Below are 14,218 nucleotides of genomic sequence, written 5' to 3'. Positions count from 1 at the left end.
GAGGCGCCGCACACCGCGTCCGGGACTCGCACCGCGGCGCGGCTCGTCAAATACGGAGACAGATTCGAATGAAGCAGCACTTGTTGTCGGCCGCCATCCTGGCGGCCTGCGCGGCCATGGGCGCTCAAGCCCAGGCCCAGGAAGTCCAGCAGAACGCGCAGAAGCAGTCCCAGGCCGCGATGCGCCCGGCGGGCGCGGCCAGCGGCCAGGTCACGATACGGCGCGACGGCTATGGCATGCCGCACGTCTACGCCAACACCGTGTACGGCATTTTCTACGGCTATGGCTATGCGGTGGCGCAGGACCGCCTGTTCCAGATGGAAATGGCGCGGCGCAGTACCCAGGGCCGCGTGGCCGAGGTGTTGGGCCAGTCCATGGTGGCGTTCGACAAATCCATCCGCGGCAATTTCTCGCCGGAGCGCATCCAGCGCCAACTGGCCGCGCTGCCGGCATCCGAGCGCCAGATCCTGGACGGCTATGCGGCCGGCATGAACGCCTGGATCGCGCGGGTGCGCGCCGAGCCCGGCAGCCTGATGCCGAAGGAGTTCAACGATCTGCGCTTCCAGCCCGCGGACTGGACGGCCTATGACGTGGCGATGGTGTTCGTGGGCACGATGGCCAACCGCTTCTCCGATGCCAATAGCGAGATCGACAACCTGGCGCTGCTGACCGCCCTGAAGGACCAGCATGGCGACGAGCGCGCCATGCAGATCTTCAATCAGCTGCGCTGGATGACCGACAGCCGCGCGCCGACCACCGTGCCCGAGGAAGAGGGCGTGTACCGGCCCGATGGCGCCAAGCCCTCCGCCAGGCTGTCCTATGCGCTGCCGCGCTACGACGGCACGCCGCCCATGCTGGAACGCGTGGCGCGCGATCCGCAGACGCGCGGCGTGCTGGACGAGGCGCCCGCGGCCGCGTCGGCGCGCCTGCTGGCGCAGTTCGCGGAATCGGGGCAACCCGGCATCGCCGGTTTTCCGACCACCAGCAATATGTGGATCGTGGGCCGCGACCATGCCAAGGACGCCCGTTCCATCCTGCTGAACGGGCCGCAGTTCGGCTGGTGGAATCCCGCCTACACCTACGGCATCGGCTTGCATGGCGCGGGCTTCGACGTGGTTGGCAACACGCCGTTCGCCTATCCCAGCATCCTGTTCGGCCACAACGCGCACGTGACCTGGGGCTCGACCGCGGGCTTTGGCGACGACGTGGACATCTACGCCGAAAAACTCGATCCGAACGACCGCACGCGCTACTTCCACGACGGCGTCTGGAAGACGATGGAAAAGCGCACCGAGCTCATCGAGGTCAAGGATGGGCAGCCGGTGGTGATGGACGTGTACCGCACGGTGCACGGCATCGTCACCAAGTTCGATGACAAGCAGCACGTGGCCTATGCCAAGGCGCGCGCCTGGGAAGGCTTTGAGCTGCAATCGCTGATGGCCTGGACCCACAAGGCGCAGTCGCGCAATTGGGACCAGTGGAAGCAGCAGGCGGCGCGCCATGCGCTGACCATCAATTGGTACTACGCCGACGACAAGGGCAATATCGGCTACGCGCACACGGGCTTCTATCCCAAGCGCCGTCCGGGCCACGATCCGCGCCTGCCCGTGCCGGGCACGGGCGAGATGGACTGGGACGGCATGCTGCCGTTCTCGACCAATCCTCAGGTCTACAACCCGCGCCAAGGCTTCATCGCCAACTGGAACAACCAGCCTATGCGCGGCTATCCGTCCACCGACCTGTTCGCCATCGTGTGGGGCCAGGCCGACCGCTACGCCGAGATCGAGACCCGCCTGAAAGCCATGACGGCCAATGGCGGCAAGGTCAGCGCGCAGCAAATGTGGGACCTGATCCGCACCACCAGCTATGCCGACGTGAACCGGCGCCACTTCCTGCCGTTCCTGCAGCAGGCGGTGCAGGGGCTGCCGGCGGACGATGCGCGAGCCAGGCTGGTTGCGGGGCTGGCGTCCTGGGACGGCATGGGCACGAGCGACAAGCAGGCCGGCTATTACGACAACGCGGGGCCTGCCGTGATGGACGCCTGGCTGCGCGCCATGCTCAAGCGCACGCTGGCCGACGAGATGCCCGCGGACTTCTTCAAGTGGTACAGCGCCACCGGCTATCCGACGCAGGCGGCACCCGCCACGGGATCGGTCAACTTGACGGTGGGGGTGAAGGCGCTGTTCAACGCGCTGGCCGGCCGCGATTCGGGCGTGCCGCAGAAGTACGACTTCTTCAACGGCCAGCGGCCGCAGGACGTGAGCCTGGCCGCGCTGGATGATGCGCTGGCGGCGTTGCAGAAGGCCTACGGCCAGGATCCGGCAAGCTGGCGCATACCCGCGCCGCCCATGGTGTTCGCGCCCAAGAACTTCCTGGGCGTGCCGCAGGCGGACGACAAGGCGGCGTTGAGCTTCCCGGCCACGCAGAACCGCGGCACCGAGAACAACATGACGGTGTTCGACGGCCAGGGCGTGCGCGCGGTGGACGTGGTGGCGCCGGGGCAGAGCGGTTTCGTCGCCCCGGACGGCACGCCGTCGGCCCACACCCGCGACCAGTTCGACCTGTACACCAGCTTCGGCAACAAGCGGGTCTGGTTCACGGACGCGGAAGTGCGCGCCAACGCTAAGTCGGTAGAGACGTTGCGCTATTGACGGCGTAGCCGCCCTGGTGGCTGGCCAGGCGCGCATAGACCCCTTGCCGCTTGAGCAACTGGTCGTGCGTGCCGGCCTCCGCCAGCGTGCCGCGTTCCAGCACCAGGATCAGGTCGGCATCGCGTATCGTCGACAGGCGGTGCGCGATGACCAGCGTGGTGCGGTGGCGCATCAGCACGTCCAGCGCGCCGCGTACCTGCATTTCCGATAGCGTGTCCAGGTGCGAGGTGGCTTCGTCCAGGATCAGCACGGGGGCGTTCTTCAGGAAGGCGCGGGCAATCGAGATGCGCTGGCGCTGGCCGCCCGACAACTGCATGCCGCGTTCACCCACGCGCGTCGCCAGGCCCTCTGGCAGAGCGCGCACGAAGTCCGCCAGCGCAGCTTGCTCCAGCGCGCGCGCCAGGTCCGCGGGGCTGGCTTCGGGCCGGGCCAGCCGGATGTTGCCTTCCAGCGTGTCGTTGAACAGATAGGTGTCCTGCGTCACCAGCGCCACGCGCTCGCGCAGGCCGTCGAGCTGCAGTTCGCGCAGGTCCACGCCATCGAGCTTGACCTGTCCCGCGCGCGGATCCCAGAAGCGCAGCAGCAGGCTGGCCACCGTGCTCTTGCCCGCGCCCGATGCGCCCACCACCGCCACGGTGGCGCCGGCCGGCACCTTGAAGCTCAGGTCGCGCAAGGTGTCCGCGTTCTTGCCCGGATAAGCGAAGCTGACGTGCTCGAAGGCCAGCGACAGGCCGTGGGCGGAGACGGGGGCCGGCAGCGGTCCGTCCGTCACCGGTTCCGGTTCGTTGGCGACCACGTGCAGACGGCGGGTGGCGGCGATGGTGTCCGCCAATTGCCGGCTGACCTGCGAGATCTCGGACACGGGCAGGAAAGTGGCCAGCGCGATCAGCACCAACAGGGGCAGCATGCCGGCCGACAGCGCGCCGGCCGATACCTGCAGCGCGCCCACGACGGCCACCGCCAGGCCGCCCAGGCCCATCGCGATTTCAAAGCCCGCGGTCTGGCGCGACAGGTCGTCCAGGATGTCCAGGCGGCGGGTGCGGTAGCGGTCCGCCACGCGCAGGAATTCATCGCGGCGGCGGCCGGTGGCCTGGAAGGCGGTCAGGTCGGCCAGGCCCTGGATGGTGTCGGTGGTGTGCGCGCTCATCTCGCCCAGCGCCTCGCGCGCCTTGTCGCCCAGCGCGTCGACCTTGCGGCGTCCGCGCACCGGCGACACCAGCGCATAGGCCAGGAAGGGCAGCAGCGCCAGCGCCACCGGCCAGCTGTAGACGCCCAGGAAACCCAGCACGGACAGCGGCACCAGCACCGAGACGATGGCGGGAGCGATGGTGTGGGCGTAGAAGTACTCCACCATTTCCACGTCCTGGGTGGCCAGTGCCACCAGGTCGCCGGAGCGGCGCTGCAACAGGTAGGCCGGCGCCAGGCGCTCCAGCTTGTCGTAGAGCTTGACCCGCATGTCGGCCAGCAGCTGGTACGCCATGGCGTGGGCCAGCCAGGACTCCAGCCAGTGGAACAGCGCGGCCAGGGGCGCTGCGACCAGCAGGCCGGCGATCAGGGCCGAATAGTCGCGGCCGTCGCGGATGGCGGCGACGATCAGCGCGCTGAACACGCCCACGCCGATGTAGGCCGCGACCCGCGCCACGCCCAGCAGGATCGTGGCGGTCAGCGTGCCGCGCCAGGGCCGCACCACTGAAAGCAGGGTGCCGAGCGTGGCGCGCCAGCCGACCTGCACCGCGTCCGCGTCCAGCGCGCGCAGGGCCGGGCCTTGTCCGCCGGATTCCTGAGCGGGATCATCGCGGTCCGTCGTCTGCGCAGGGGCGGCGGCGGCCGGGGCGGCGGATCCCGCCGACGGATTGCGGTGCGCGGCCGCCTGTTCGTGCATCAGGCGGTAGTACAGGCCGCCTTGCCGCATCAGTTCCGCATGGGGGCCTTCTTCCGCGACGCGGCCCTGGTCCAGCACCAGGCAGCGGTCGGCGCCGATGACGCTGGCCAGGCGGTGCGCCAGGATCAGCGTGGTACGGCCGGCCATCAAGCGGTCCAGCGCCTGCTGGATCAGCGCCTCGTTTTCGGTGTCCACCGACGACAGCGCCTCGTCCAGGATCAGGATGGGCGCGTCGCGCAGTAGCGCGCGGGCGATCGCCACGCGCTGGCGCTGGCCGCCGGACAGCTGCAGGCCGCGCTCGCCGATGCGGGTGGCGTAGCCCTCGGGCAGCGCCATGATGAAGTCGTCGATATTGGCGGCGCGGGCGGCGGCGCGCACCTGTTCGTGGGTCGCGTCGGGGCGGCCCAGCCGCAGGTTGTCGTCGATGGTGCCGTGGAACAGCGTGATGTCCTGGCTCACCAGCGCGATGTGCGACAGCAGCGCCTGCGTGTCGAGTTCGTTCACGTCATGGCCGCCGATGCGGATGCGGCCGGACTGGGGCACGCATTCGCGCAGCAGCAGGCGCACGATGGTGGACTTGCCGGCGCCGCTGGGGCCGACCACGCCAACCCGTTCGCCCGCCGCGATGCGGAAGCTCAAGCCCTGGTGGGCGCGGCGCTCGGGCGTGTAGGAAAACGCCACGTTGTCGAATTCGATGGTGGGCGCGAGCCGGCCGGGCGTCTTGCCGCCGGCCTCCGGCGCGGGCGTCAGCGGCTGCGCGTCCGTCAACGCATGGATGCTGGCGGCGGCCGACTGGCCCAGCATGCCCCGGTGCAGCACCGAGCGCAGGTCGCGCAGCGGGCGGAAGATCTCGGTGCCGGCCATCAGCACGATCAGCAGGGCCTCCACGCTCATGTCGCCGTGGGCCACGCGCCAGGCGCCCAGCGTCAGCGCCAGCGCCGCGCCCAGGGCCACGCCCAGGTCGCTGATGCCGCGCGTCAAGAGGCTGACCGACAGCACCCAGAAGGTGTTGTCCGACAGGCTGCGGGCGCGGGCCGCCAGCCGCTGGCCCCAGGCCTTGCCCTGGCCATAGGACTTCAGCGTGGGCAGGCCCTGCACGGCGTCCAGGAAGTCCTCGCCGAAATCGTTCAGGGACTTGCTGCGGGCCAGGCTGGCGCGGCGGTCCAGCATGTGCACCGCCATCGGCCCGAACAGCGCGAACAGCGCGGCCGCCAGGAACACCAGCGCGGTGGGCACGTCCCAGAACGCGATCACGGCGAAGATGGCGAAGGGCGCCGCGGCGGCGATCGCGACTTGCGGCAGGTATTGGCCGAAGAAGGCTTGCAACTGCTCGACCCCGTCGACCACCGTCAGCATCACGCCGCCCGTGCGCTGGTTGGCGAACCAGGCCGGGCCCAGGCTCACGATGCGGTCATAAAGCCGGGCGCGCAGCGCATGCTGCACGGTGGCGGCGCAGCGGTTGGCCTGCACGGTGCGCCAGTGGTCCAGGAAGGCGCGCAGCAGCACCATGGCGGCGGCCCACAGCGCGGGGGCGAGCCAGTCCTGCCAGGGGGCGCCGTCGAACACGCGGGCCAGCAGTTGGCCCAGGAACACGTAGCGGGCGATGCCGGCGGCCAGGGCCAGCAGGCCCAGGCAGATGCCGCCCGCCATGCCGGCGCGCAGGCCCGCCGTCAACTGCCAGAGGCGCGAATCGAAATACATAGCAAACTCCTTTCAGTGCTTGCATGGTCCCCGATCCCGCGACCCGGCGAAAGCGATAGTTTTTCAATCTAGGGTTGAGCTAGACTTGACCCATGGCCGATCTCCCCAACCACACGCCGCCCCTGGCGGCCTTGCGCGCCTTCGAGGCCGTCGCCCGCCTGGGCAGCCTGAGCCGCGCCGCCGCCGAACTCCACGTCACCAAAAGCGCCGTCAGCCATCAGCTGCGGGCGCTGGAGGCGGATCTGGGGGTGGCGCTGCTGCGCCGTGGCGGCACGGTACGCCGCGCCGAAACCACCGCGGCGGGCGCGGATCTGCTGGCGTCGGTGCAACAGGCCTTGACCCTGTTGGAGACCGCCTGCCGCAACGTGCGGGCCTCGGCCCGCGGCAAACGGCGCAATACCCTGAACGTTTCCGCCAACCCGTCGCTGGCCGCCATGTGGCTGGCGCCGCGCATCGGACGTTTCATCGAGCTGCACCCCGGCATCGACATCCAGGTGTACCTGCACGCCAGCCAGGACCCGGCCTGGAAAAGCCAGGACATAGACCTGGCGTTCCTGCACGTGCGCGCCATGGGGCCGCATATCGCGGAACCCGGCGACATTCCGCTCATGACCGAAACGGTGGTGCCGGTTTGCAGTCCGTCCCTGGTCGATCCGGCCGAGCGCGGCGATCCCGCCGTGTTCCTGCGCCATCGCTGGCTGGAGGAAAAGCACGTGGACAGCCCCGAGACCGACTGGCGCACCTGGAGCCCGCGCCTGGGACTGGCCGAATCGGACTGGCAGGAGCCCATGGTGCTGAGCGGCCTGAGCACGGTCGCCGCGGCCGCGGCCGCCGGCGTCGGCATCGCGCTGGGCCGCGCGCCGCTGATCGACGAGGAACTGGCCAGCGGCCGGCTGGTACCCCTGGTGCCGCAGCTGCGCATGGCAGGCTCCTGGGGCTACGTGATGCGGATCCAGGCCAACCGGCCGATGGACGCCGCCTTGCCGACGCTGGTGGAGTTCCTGGCGGAAGAAGGGCGCAGCACCGGCGCCTGGCAGAACCTGGCGGACGCGGGGCGTTGAGCCCGCGTCCGGGCGTCAGTCCGCGCCGCCCCGCCCGCGCGGCGGAGAGCTGATGGTGACCGCCGAGGTGACGATCAGCTCCATCAGGATGTTGCGCGCGAGGTTTTCGGCATAGTCGTTGCGCGCCTCCGCCGTGGCGATGGCGCGTTCGACCGACCCCTCCACGATGGCGTTGATCTGCTGGATGTGCAGCTCGCAGATCTGCACCAGGTCCGGGTGGCGCTTCTGGTGGAAGTACAGGAAGCGCCGCGCCAGCGTCTGCAGCATGGCGTGGAACTCGGCCGCGTAGCTGTTGCGCGAGGCGACGCCGATCTGGCTGGTCAGGCTGAAATGCAGGCGCATGTACATGCGCATGTCGTTGACCGCCTTCAGGTCTTCGAGCTCCCGGGCCAGGCGCGCCAGTTCGGCGCGCTCGCCGTCGTCGGCCCACTGCGCCGCCTGCGCCACGATCAGCCGTTCGATCTCGCGGCGCGCCTGGATGATCTTCAACTGGCCTTGGTAGTCGATCTCGGAGATGAAGATGCCTTGGCGCGGGGCGATTTCCACCAGGCGCTGGAACGCCAGCTTCTGCAGGGCGTCGCGCACCGGCGAGCGGCCGATCCCGACGCGTTCGCTCAGGGTGGTTTCCGACCACTGGCTGCCGGGCGGCAGTTCGCCGGTGACGATCATTTCCTCCAGGGCGCAATAGGCCTTTTCGGTCTGGCTGACAGCGGTGCGGCCAAAGAGGGGGAAAGCTTGGGTCATGGAGTCGGAAGCGCGCGTTGTTGAAGTTCGCGTTTTAACACTTTGCCGGTGCTGTTTTTCGGCAATTCATCCAGAAAGACATAGCGCTTGGGGCGCTTGAAGCGCGCGATGGATTCCAGGCACAGCCGGTCCAGGTCCCTGTCCGAGGCCTGGGCGCCGGGCTTCAACACCACGAAGGCCAGCACCGACTCGCCCCATTCGGGGTCGGGGCTGCCGACCACCGAGACTTCCTGCACGGCATCGTGGCGCATCAGCGCCTCTTCGACCTCGCGCGGATAGATGTTGGTGCCGCCGCTGATGATGACGTCCTTGGAGCGGTCTTTCAGGTGCAGCAGGCCGCGCTCGTCCAGGATGCCGATATCGCCCGTGTGCAGCCAGCCGCCGGCCAGCGTGTCGGTGGTGGCGCGCGGATTGTTCCAGTAGCCCTGCATGACCGTTGGTCCGCTGACGACGACTTCGCCCAATTCGCCAGGGGCTGCGGGCCGGCCGGATGCCTCGCGGATTTCGACGTCCATGGCCGACTGGATGTATCCCACCGAACCCAGCAGCGCGTCATCGTTGCGAGCTACTGCGTCGGCAATCTGGGTCGCGGACAGGGCCGAGATCGACATGGGGCTTTCACCCTGTCCGTAGATCTGCGCCACGCGCGCGCCGTAGCAGGCCACCGCGTCCTTGATGTCCTCGATGTAGAAGGGCGCGCCGCCCACGATCAGCGTGCGCAGACCGGGGGGCGCGCCGCCCGCCAGGCGGGCGTGGCGCACCATGCGCTGCACGATGGTGGGCGAGGCGAACAGGCTGACATTGCGGTAGTGCGTCAGCAGCCCTGATAGTTCGTCTTCGTCCAGGCCGCCGCTGTCCGGCACGATCTGCAAGGCGCCGTGCAGCCAGTACGGAATGCTGTAGAGGCCGCCGCCATGCGACAGCGGCGCCACGTGGACCATGGCGTCGCCAGGCTGTACCGACTGCACGTCGGCATAGAAGTTCAGGCACATGCCGAACAGGTTGGCGTGGCTGAGCATGACGCCCTTGGGCTTGCCGGTGGTGCCGCTGGTATAGAACAGCCAGGCCAGGTCCTGCGGCGGACGCGTTTCCAGGGGCAGCCGGGGACCCAGGGCGCCGGCCGCGTAGTCGGCCGATTCCACGTCCACCACGCGCGTCGCGGGCAGGCTGCGAGCGACGGGCGCCAGCGCCTGCAGCAATTCGCCTTGCGACAGGCACAGGCGCGCATCGCAGTCGCGCAGGATGTATTCGAGTTCGTTGGGATGCAGCTTGGCGTTGACCGGCACGGCGCACAGGCCGGCGTGCCAGATGGCCAGCATCGATTCGATATAGCTGGGGTGGTTGCGCAGCGCCAGCATGACGCGCTGGCCGGGCGCCAGGCCCAGCGGGCCGCGCAGCCAGCCGGCCAGCGCCTGCACCCGGGCCTGGAGCTGGGCGTAGCTGAGGGGATCGCGGGTGCCAGCGGCCAGCGCCGGCTGGTCGGCATAGGTGGTGGCGCTGCGGTGAAAGAGAGAGCTGAGATGCATGGCGGTTTCTGGGTTGATGGGGGCGTGGATCAGCGGCCAAGCAGGGTGATGCAGGTCACTGCCTCTTCCACGCCGTTGAAGCCGCCGCCGTTCTCGGCGATGGCGAAGCGCGCGCCTTCGACCTGGCGGGCGCCGGCTTCGCCGCGCAGCTGGATCACCATTTCATGGACCTGCGCCAGCCCGGTCGCGCCGATGGGGTGGCCGCGCGACAGCAGGCCGCCGGATACGTTGATGGGGATGCGGCCGCCCAGGCTGGTGGCGCCGGATTCGGCCATCGGTCCGCCTTCGCCGAAGGCGCAGAAGCCCAGCGCCTCGGTCTGCTGGATCTCGGCAAATGCCGTGGCGTCGTGCACTTCCGCCAGCGACATGTCCTGCGGGCCGACCCCCGCGCGTTCATAGGCTTCGAGCGCGGCCAGGTGGCACAGGTGTTGGTCGTAGCGGTCGGCCGGGCGGTCCGTGGCGGTGCGCAGCACGCTGGCGTACAGGCGCACGGCGCGGGCGTGTTGCAGGCGCTTCAGGCCCTGGGCGTTGCAGACGATGGCGGCGGCCGCGCCGTCGCTGATGGGCGCGCACATGGGCAAGGTCAGCGGCCAGGACACGGGACGGGCGGCCAGGGCCTCGTCTATCGTCATGGGGTACTGGAACTGGGCCAGCGGATTGCAGGTGGAATGCATGTGGTTCTTGGCGGCCACGGCGGCGAGCTGGCGCTGGGTGGTGCCGAAAGTCTTCATGTGCAGCCGCGCCAGGCTGGCGTAGATGTCCATGAATACGCTGCGCTTGCCAGGCTCTTCGAAGCCGGGCGGGGGCGTCACGTCGGGCGCCAGCGCCATCAGGCGCGCCATCTGCGCTTGTGCGTCGTGCACGTCCCAGGCGCCGTCGAACACGGCGAAGCTCTTCGCCTTGTCCTCGGAAAACAGCTTGTCCACGCCCACGGCCAGGCAGATGTCGCCCGCACCCGAGGCCACGTACAGGTGCGCCGCGTTCAACGCGGTGCTGGAGCTGGCGCAGGCGTTCTCCACGTTGGTGACGGGGATGCCGGCAATGCCCATGGCCTTCAGCGCGACCTGGCCCGCCACCATGTATTGGCCTTCGATGGAACCCTGGCCAGCGGTGGCGAAGTACGCTGCCTGCAGGTCGGCGGCGTCGCAGCCCGCGTCGGCCAACGCCTGCGTCACGGCGTCGCGCACCAGGTCCTTGACGCTTTTGGCAGGCTGCTTGTCGAAGCGGGTGATGCCCACGCCCGCGATGTAGGTGGTGTCGTTGCTCATGCTTGGATGCCCGTGGTGAGGATGGATTCAATGATGTGGCGGTTGGTCTCGACTTCGGTGGCCGATCCGCTCCAGGCGATTTCGCCGTGGTCCAGCACGTACTGGCGGTGCGCCAGGCGGGCGGGGACCTTCAGGTTCTGCTCGACCAGCACAATGCCGGTGCCTTGGCGGTGGACTTCGGCGAACACTTCGATCAGTTCGTTGACGATGCGCGGCGCCAACCCCTCGGTCGGTTCGTCCAGCAGCAGGACGCGCGGATTACCCAGCAGCGCGCGCGCGATCGACAACATCTGCTGTTCGCCGCCGGACAACTGGTCGCCATGGAAGCCTATGCGTTCACCCAGCCGGGGAAAGACCCGCAGCACGCGGTCCTGCGTCCAGTAGCCGGGCTGGTGCGCCAGCGCGCCCATGCGCAGGTTTTCGCGCACGGTCAGGTTGGGGAAGATGCGGCGGGTGTCAGGCACCAGCGCGATGCCGTCGCGGCTGATCTGTTCGACGGCGCGGCGCGTGGCGTCCTGGCCGCCGATCAGCCGGTTGCCGGCCGAAAGGGGCAGCAGCCCGATCAGCGTTTTGAGCACGGTGGACTTGCCGGCGCCGTTGCGCCCCACGATGGCGACGATTTCGTCCTGGGTCGCGCGCAAGCCTATGTTCTTGAGCGCCAACGCCTGGCCGTAATGCACGCTGGCATGTTGCAGTTCGATCATGCCGCCACCTCTTCGCCCAGGTAGACGGCGCGCACGGTGGCGTCGTCGCGGATGGCGGCGGGCGGCCCCTCGGCGACCTTGCGGCCGTTGGACAGCACCACGATGTGTTCCGACAGCGTCATGATCACGTCCATGTTGTGTTCGATCAGCAGTACCGTGCGGCCGGCGGCCGCATGGCGGATCAGGCGGTTGGCGGCGGCGATTTCGTGGTGGCCGACGCCGGCCAGCGGTTCGTCCAGCAGCAGGATGCGCGGATCGGGCAGCAGGGTCAGGCCCAGTTCCAGCGCCCGTTGCAAGCCATACGACAAGGTGCCCGCCACGGTGTCGCGCCAGGCCGTCAGGTCGGTCAGCTCCAGCATGGCGTCGATGGTGGACGCCAGGCGGCGGTCGTAGCGTGGCGCCAGCCAGAACGGCAGCAGATGGGAGTGGCTGATCTGCGCGGCGATGCGCAGGTTCTCCAGCACCGTCATTTCAGGAAAGATCTTGGTGATCTGGAAGCTGCGGCCGATGCCGTGCCTGGCGCGCTCATGGGCCCGCAGGCGCGAGATGTCCGCGCCGTGGCACAGGATGCGCCCGCCATGCCCGGGCAGGTTGCCGGACAGCACGTTGAGCAGGGTGGTCTTGCCCGCGCCGTTGGGGCCGATCAGGCCGTAGACGCGGCCGGTTTCGAAGGCGTAGCTGAAGTCCTCGATGGCGCGCAGCGCGCCGAAGGTGACGCTGACCTGTTCGCATTGCAGGGCGATGTCGCTCATGACGGGCTCCCTTCGCGCGGGGCCAGCGGCACGGCCGGCGCGGATGGACTGGCGGGGGCGGACGCCGGGGGGCGCTTGCGGCTCCAGCGTGCCTGCAGCGCGCCCAGCACCCCTTGCGGGAAGTACAGCGTGGCCAGAATGAAGACCAGGCCCAGGATGCCGTACCAATAGGGCGTCCAGCCGCTGAGCCATTCCTTCAGGGCTTCGAACAGCAGCACGCCGGCCACCGGCCCCCACAGCGTGCCGGCGCCGCCCAGCAGGGTCATGATGATGACGTCGCCGGAGGTGGTCCAATGCAGCATCTGCGGATTCATGTACATCAGCACCGCGGCCAGCAGTCCGCCCGCCAGGCCGCCGACGGCGCCCGACACGAGGAAGGTGATCTGCTTCAGGCGCTGCACGTTGTAGCCCAGCTGGGCGGCGCGGATCTCGTTCTGGCGCACGCCCGCGACCGCGCGGCCGAAGGGCGAAGCGCGCAGCATCGCCATCAGCGCCATCACCAGGGCGAACACGGCGGCGACATACCAATAGAAGTTCACGGTATCGAAGAAGTCGATGCCGGCGAGTTCCGGCCGGCCGATGCCGGGCAGGCCGTCCGCGCCGCCGGTCCATTCGCGCAGCTTGCTGTCGGCCAGGATGTACATGAGCTGCGACAGCGCCAGCGTGACCAGCGCAAAGAAGATCCCCGAGACCCGCAGCGCGAACACGCTGAAGATCCAGGCGCAGGCCGCGCCCGCCACGATGGCGAGCGCCAGCCCCGCCTCGAACGGCAGGCCGTAGCGCTGGGTCGCCAGCGCCAGCGCGTAGCCGCCCGTGCCCAGGAAGGCGGCGTGGCCGAAGGACACCATGCCCAGCAGACCGAACACCAGGTCGAAACCCACGGCGAAGATGGACCACACCATGATCAGGATGGTCAGGTTCAACAGAAAGTCGTTTTGCGTGCAGAAGGGCACCGCGATCACCGCGGCGGCCATGCCTGCCGCGATGGCGGCATCTTGGCGGGAAGTCGTCATGCCAGCCTCGCTTGGCGGGAGAACAGTCCTTGCGGACGGGTGAGCAGGGTGGCGATCAGCATGGCGAACGTCAGGATGTCGACCCAGCTGGGCATGAAGGTGTAGCCCACCGCGCGCACCATGCCGATCAGCAGCGACGCCGCGACCACGCCGCGGATGTTGCCCAGCCCGCCCAGGATCACCACGATGAAGCAGTCGATGATGGTGTTGGTGGCCATGCCCAGCTCGATCGGAAACAGCGGCGCGGAGATGGCGCCGGCCAGCCCGGCCAGCGCCGCGCCCACGCCGAACACCGCGCTGCGGATGGTGGCGGCCGGCAGGCCCAGGATGCGCACCATTTCGCCGTCGCTGCTGGCGGCGCGCACCAGCATGCCGAAGGTGCTTTTCTCCAGCACGAAGAACAGCGCGGCGGACACCAGCAGGCCGAAGGCGATGACGAACAGGCGGTAGACCGGGATGGTGCTGCCGGCCAGCTCGACCGTGCCCGCCAGCAGCGCCGGCATCGGCGTTTCCTGGTAGCCCAGGCCCCAGACGAACTTCACGGCCTCGCTGATGACGAGGATGAAGCCGAAGGTCAGGATCAGCTGATAGAAGTGCGGACGGTTGTACAGCGGCCGCAGGGCCAGCCTTTCCATCGCCACGCCGACGAGGCCGACGCCCACCGTTGCCACGACCAGCCCGGCGATGAAGGAACCGGTGCGCAACTGGATGTCGAAGGCCAGGTAGGCGCCCAGCATGTACAGCGCGCCATGGGCGAAGTTGATGACGCCCAGCATGCCGAAGATAAGCGTAAGGCCGGACGCCAGCAGGAATAGCAGCATTCCCAGGCTCAGGCCGATGATCACGGTGGACATGGCAGAAATCCGTCAGGCGGCGCGCAGGGCGCGCCGGGGGGAGAGCCGGTCCGCGGGGACCG

At 69.0% G+C, this 14,218-nt stretch carries 10 protein-coding genes; 2 read left to right on the top strand and 8 right to left on the bottom strand.

What is annotated here, in order from left to right; translation table 11 throughout:
• Positions 1-68: 68 nt before the first annotated feature.
• A complete protein-coding gene (locus N5C88_RS05245; RefSeq protein WP_280014883.1) occupies positions 69-2,651 on the top strand; it encodes a penicillin G acylase in 2,583 nt (860 codons plus the stop codon).
• Here the strand turns inward: N5C88_RS05245 and N5C88_RS05240 are convergent.
• Positions 2,623-6,234, bottom strand: a complete 3,612-nt coding sequence (locus N5C88_RS05240; RefSeq protein WP_280014882.1) for an ABC transporter ATP-binding protein — start codon at positions 6,232-6,234, stop codon at positions 2,623-2,625. The two genes, N5C88_RS05245 and N5C88_RS05240, sit on opposite strands and share 29 nt — an antisense overlap.
• A 92-nt stretch (positions 6,235-6,326) precedes the next feature.
• Between N5C88_RS05240 and N5C88_RS05235 the strand changes: the two genes are divergently transcribed.
• Entirely contained in the window at positions 6,327-7,295 is a 969-nt protein-coding gene (locus N5C88_RS05235; protein ID WP_059374199.1) for a LysR substrate-binding domain-containing protein, read from the top strand.
• Positions 7,296-7,310: 15 nt separating this feature from the next.
• On the opposite strand, the gene N5C88_RS05230 is transcribed toward N5C88_RS05235, so the two are convergent.
• Genes N5C88_RS05230 through N5C88_RS05200 form a run of 7 tightly spaced genes read right to left on the bottom strand, consistent with a single transcriptional unit; the run spans position 7,311 to position 14,156 of the window.
• Entirely contained in the window at positions 7,311-8,039 is a 729-nt protein-coding gene (locus tag N5C88_RS05230) for a GntR family transcriptional regulator (protein WP_059374200.1), read from the bottom strand.
• Positions 8,036-9,565 (bottom strand): AMP-binding protein, encoded by a 1,530-nt coding sequence (locus N5C88_RS05225; protein ID WP_118933004.1) that lies wholly within the window; start codon positions 9,563-9,565, stop codon positions 8,036-8,038. The genes N5C88_RS05230 and N5C88_RS05225 overlap by 4 nt, the downstream gene beginning before the upstream one ends.
• A 29-nt stretch (positions 9,566-9,594) precedes the next feature.
• Entirely contained in the window at positions 9,595-10,833 is a 1,239-nt protein-coding gene (locus N5C88_RS05220; protein ID WP_280014881.1) for a thiolase family protein, read from the bottom strand.
• Positions 10,830-11,537 carry an ABC transporter ATP-binding protein gene (locus N5C88_RS05215; RefSeq protein ID WP_280014880.1) on the bottom strand — a complete coding sequence of 236 codons (708 nt, stop codon included), beginning with the start codon at positions 11,535-11,537 and terminating at the stop codon, positions 10,830-10,832. Before N5C88_RS05215 ends, N5C88_RS05220 begins: the two co-directional genes overlap by 4 nt.
• Positions 11,534-12,289: an ABC transporter ATP-binding protein gene (locus N5C88_RS05210; protein WP_118933007.1), complete on the bottom strand. Its 756-nt coding sequence runs from the start codon at positions 12,287-12,289 to the stop codon at positions 11,534-11,536. Before N5C88_RS05210 ends, N5C88_RS05215 begins: the two co-directional genes overlap by 4 nt.
• Positions 12,286-13,302, bottom strand: coding sequence for a branched-chain amino acid ABC transporter permease (locus N5C88_RS05205; RefSeq protein WP_280014879.1), 1,017 nt, complete (start codon positions 13,300-13,302; stop codon positions 12,286-12,288). Before N5C88_RS05205 ends, N5C88_RS05210 begins: the two co-directional genes overlap by 4 nt.
• Positions 13,299-14,156, bottom strand: coding sequence for a branched-chain amino acid ABC transporter permease (locus N5C88_RS05200; protein ID WP_059374206.1), 858 nt, complete (start codon positions 14,154-14,156; stop codon positions 13,299-13,301). Before N5C88_RS05200 ends, N5C88_RS05205 begins: the two co-directional genes overlap by 4 nt.
• Positions 14,157-14,218 lie beyond the last annotated feature (62 nt).

It is taken from the genome of Achromobacter sp. GD03932 (assembly GCF_029839485.1).
Lineage (GTDB): Bacteria > Pseudomonadota > Gammaproteobacteria > Burkholderiales > Burkholderiaceae_B > Achromobacter > Achromobacter bronchisepticus_A.
This window is presented reverse-complemented; position numbering and strand designations above follow the sequence as displayed.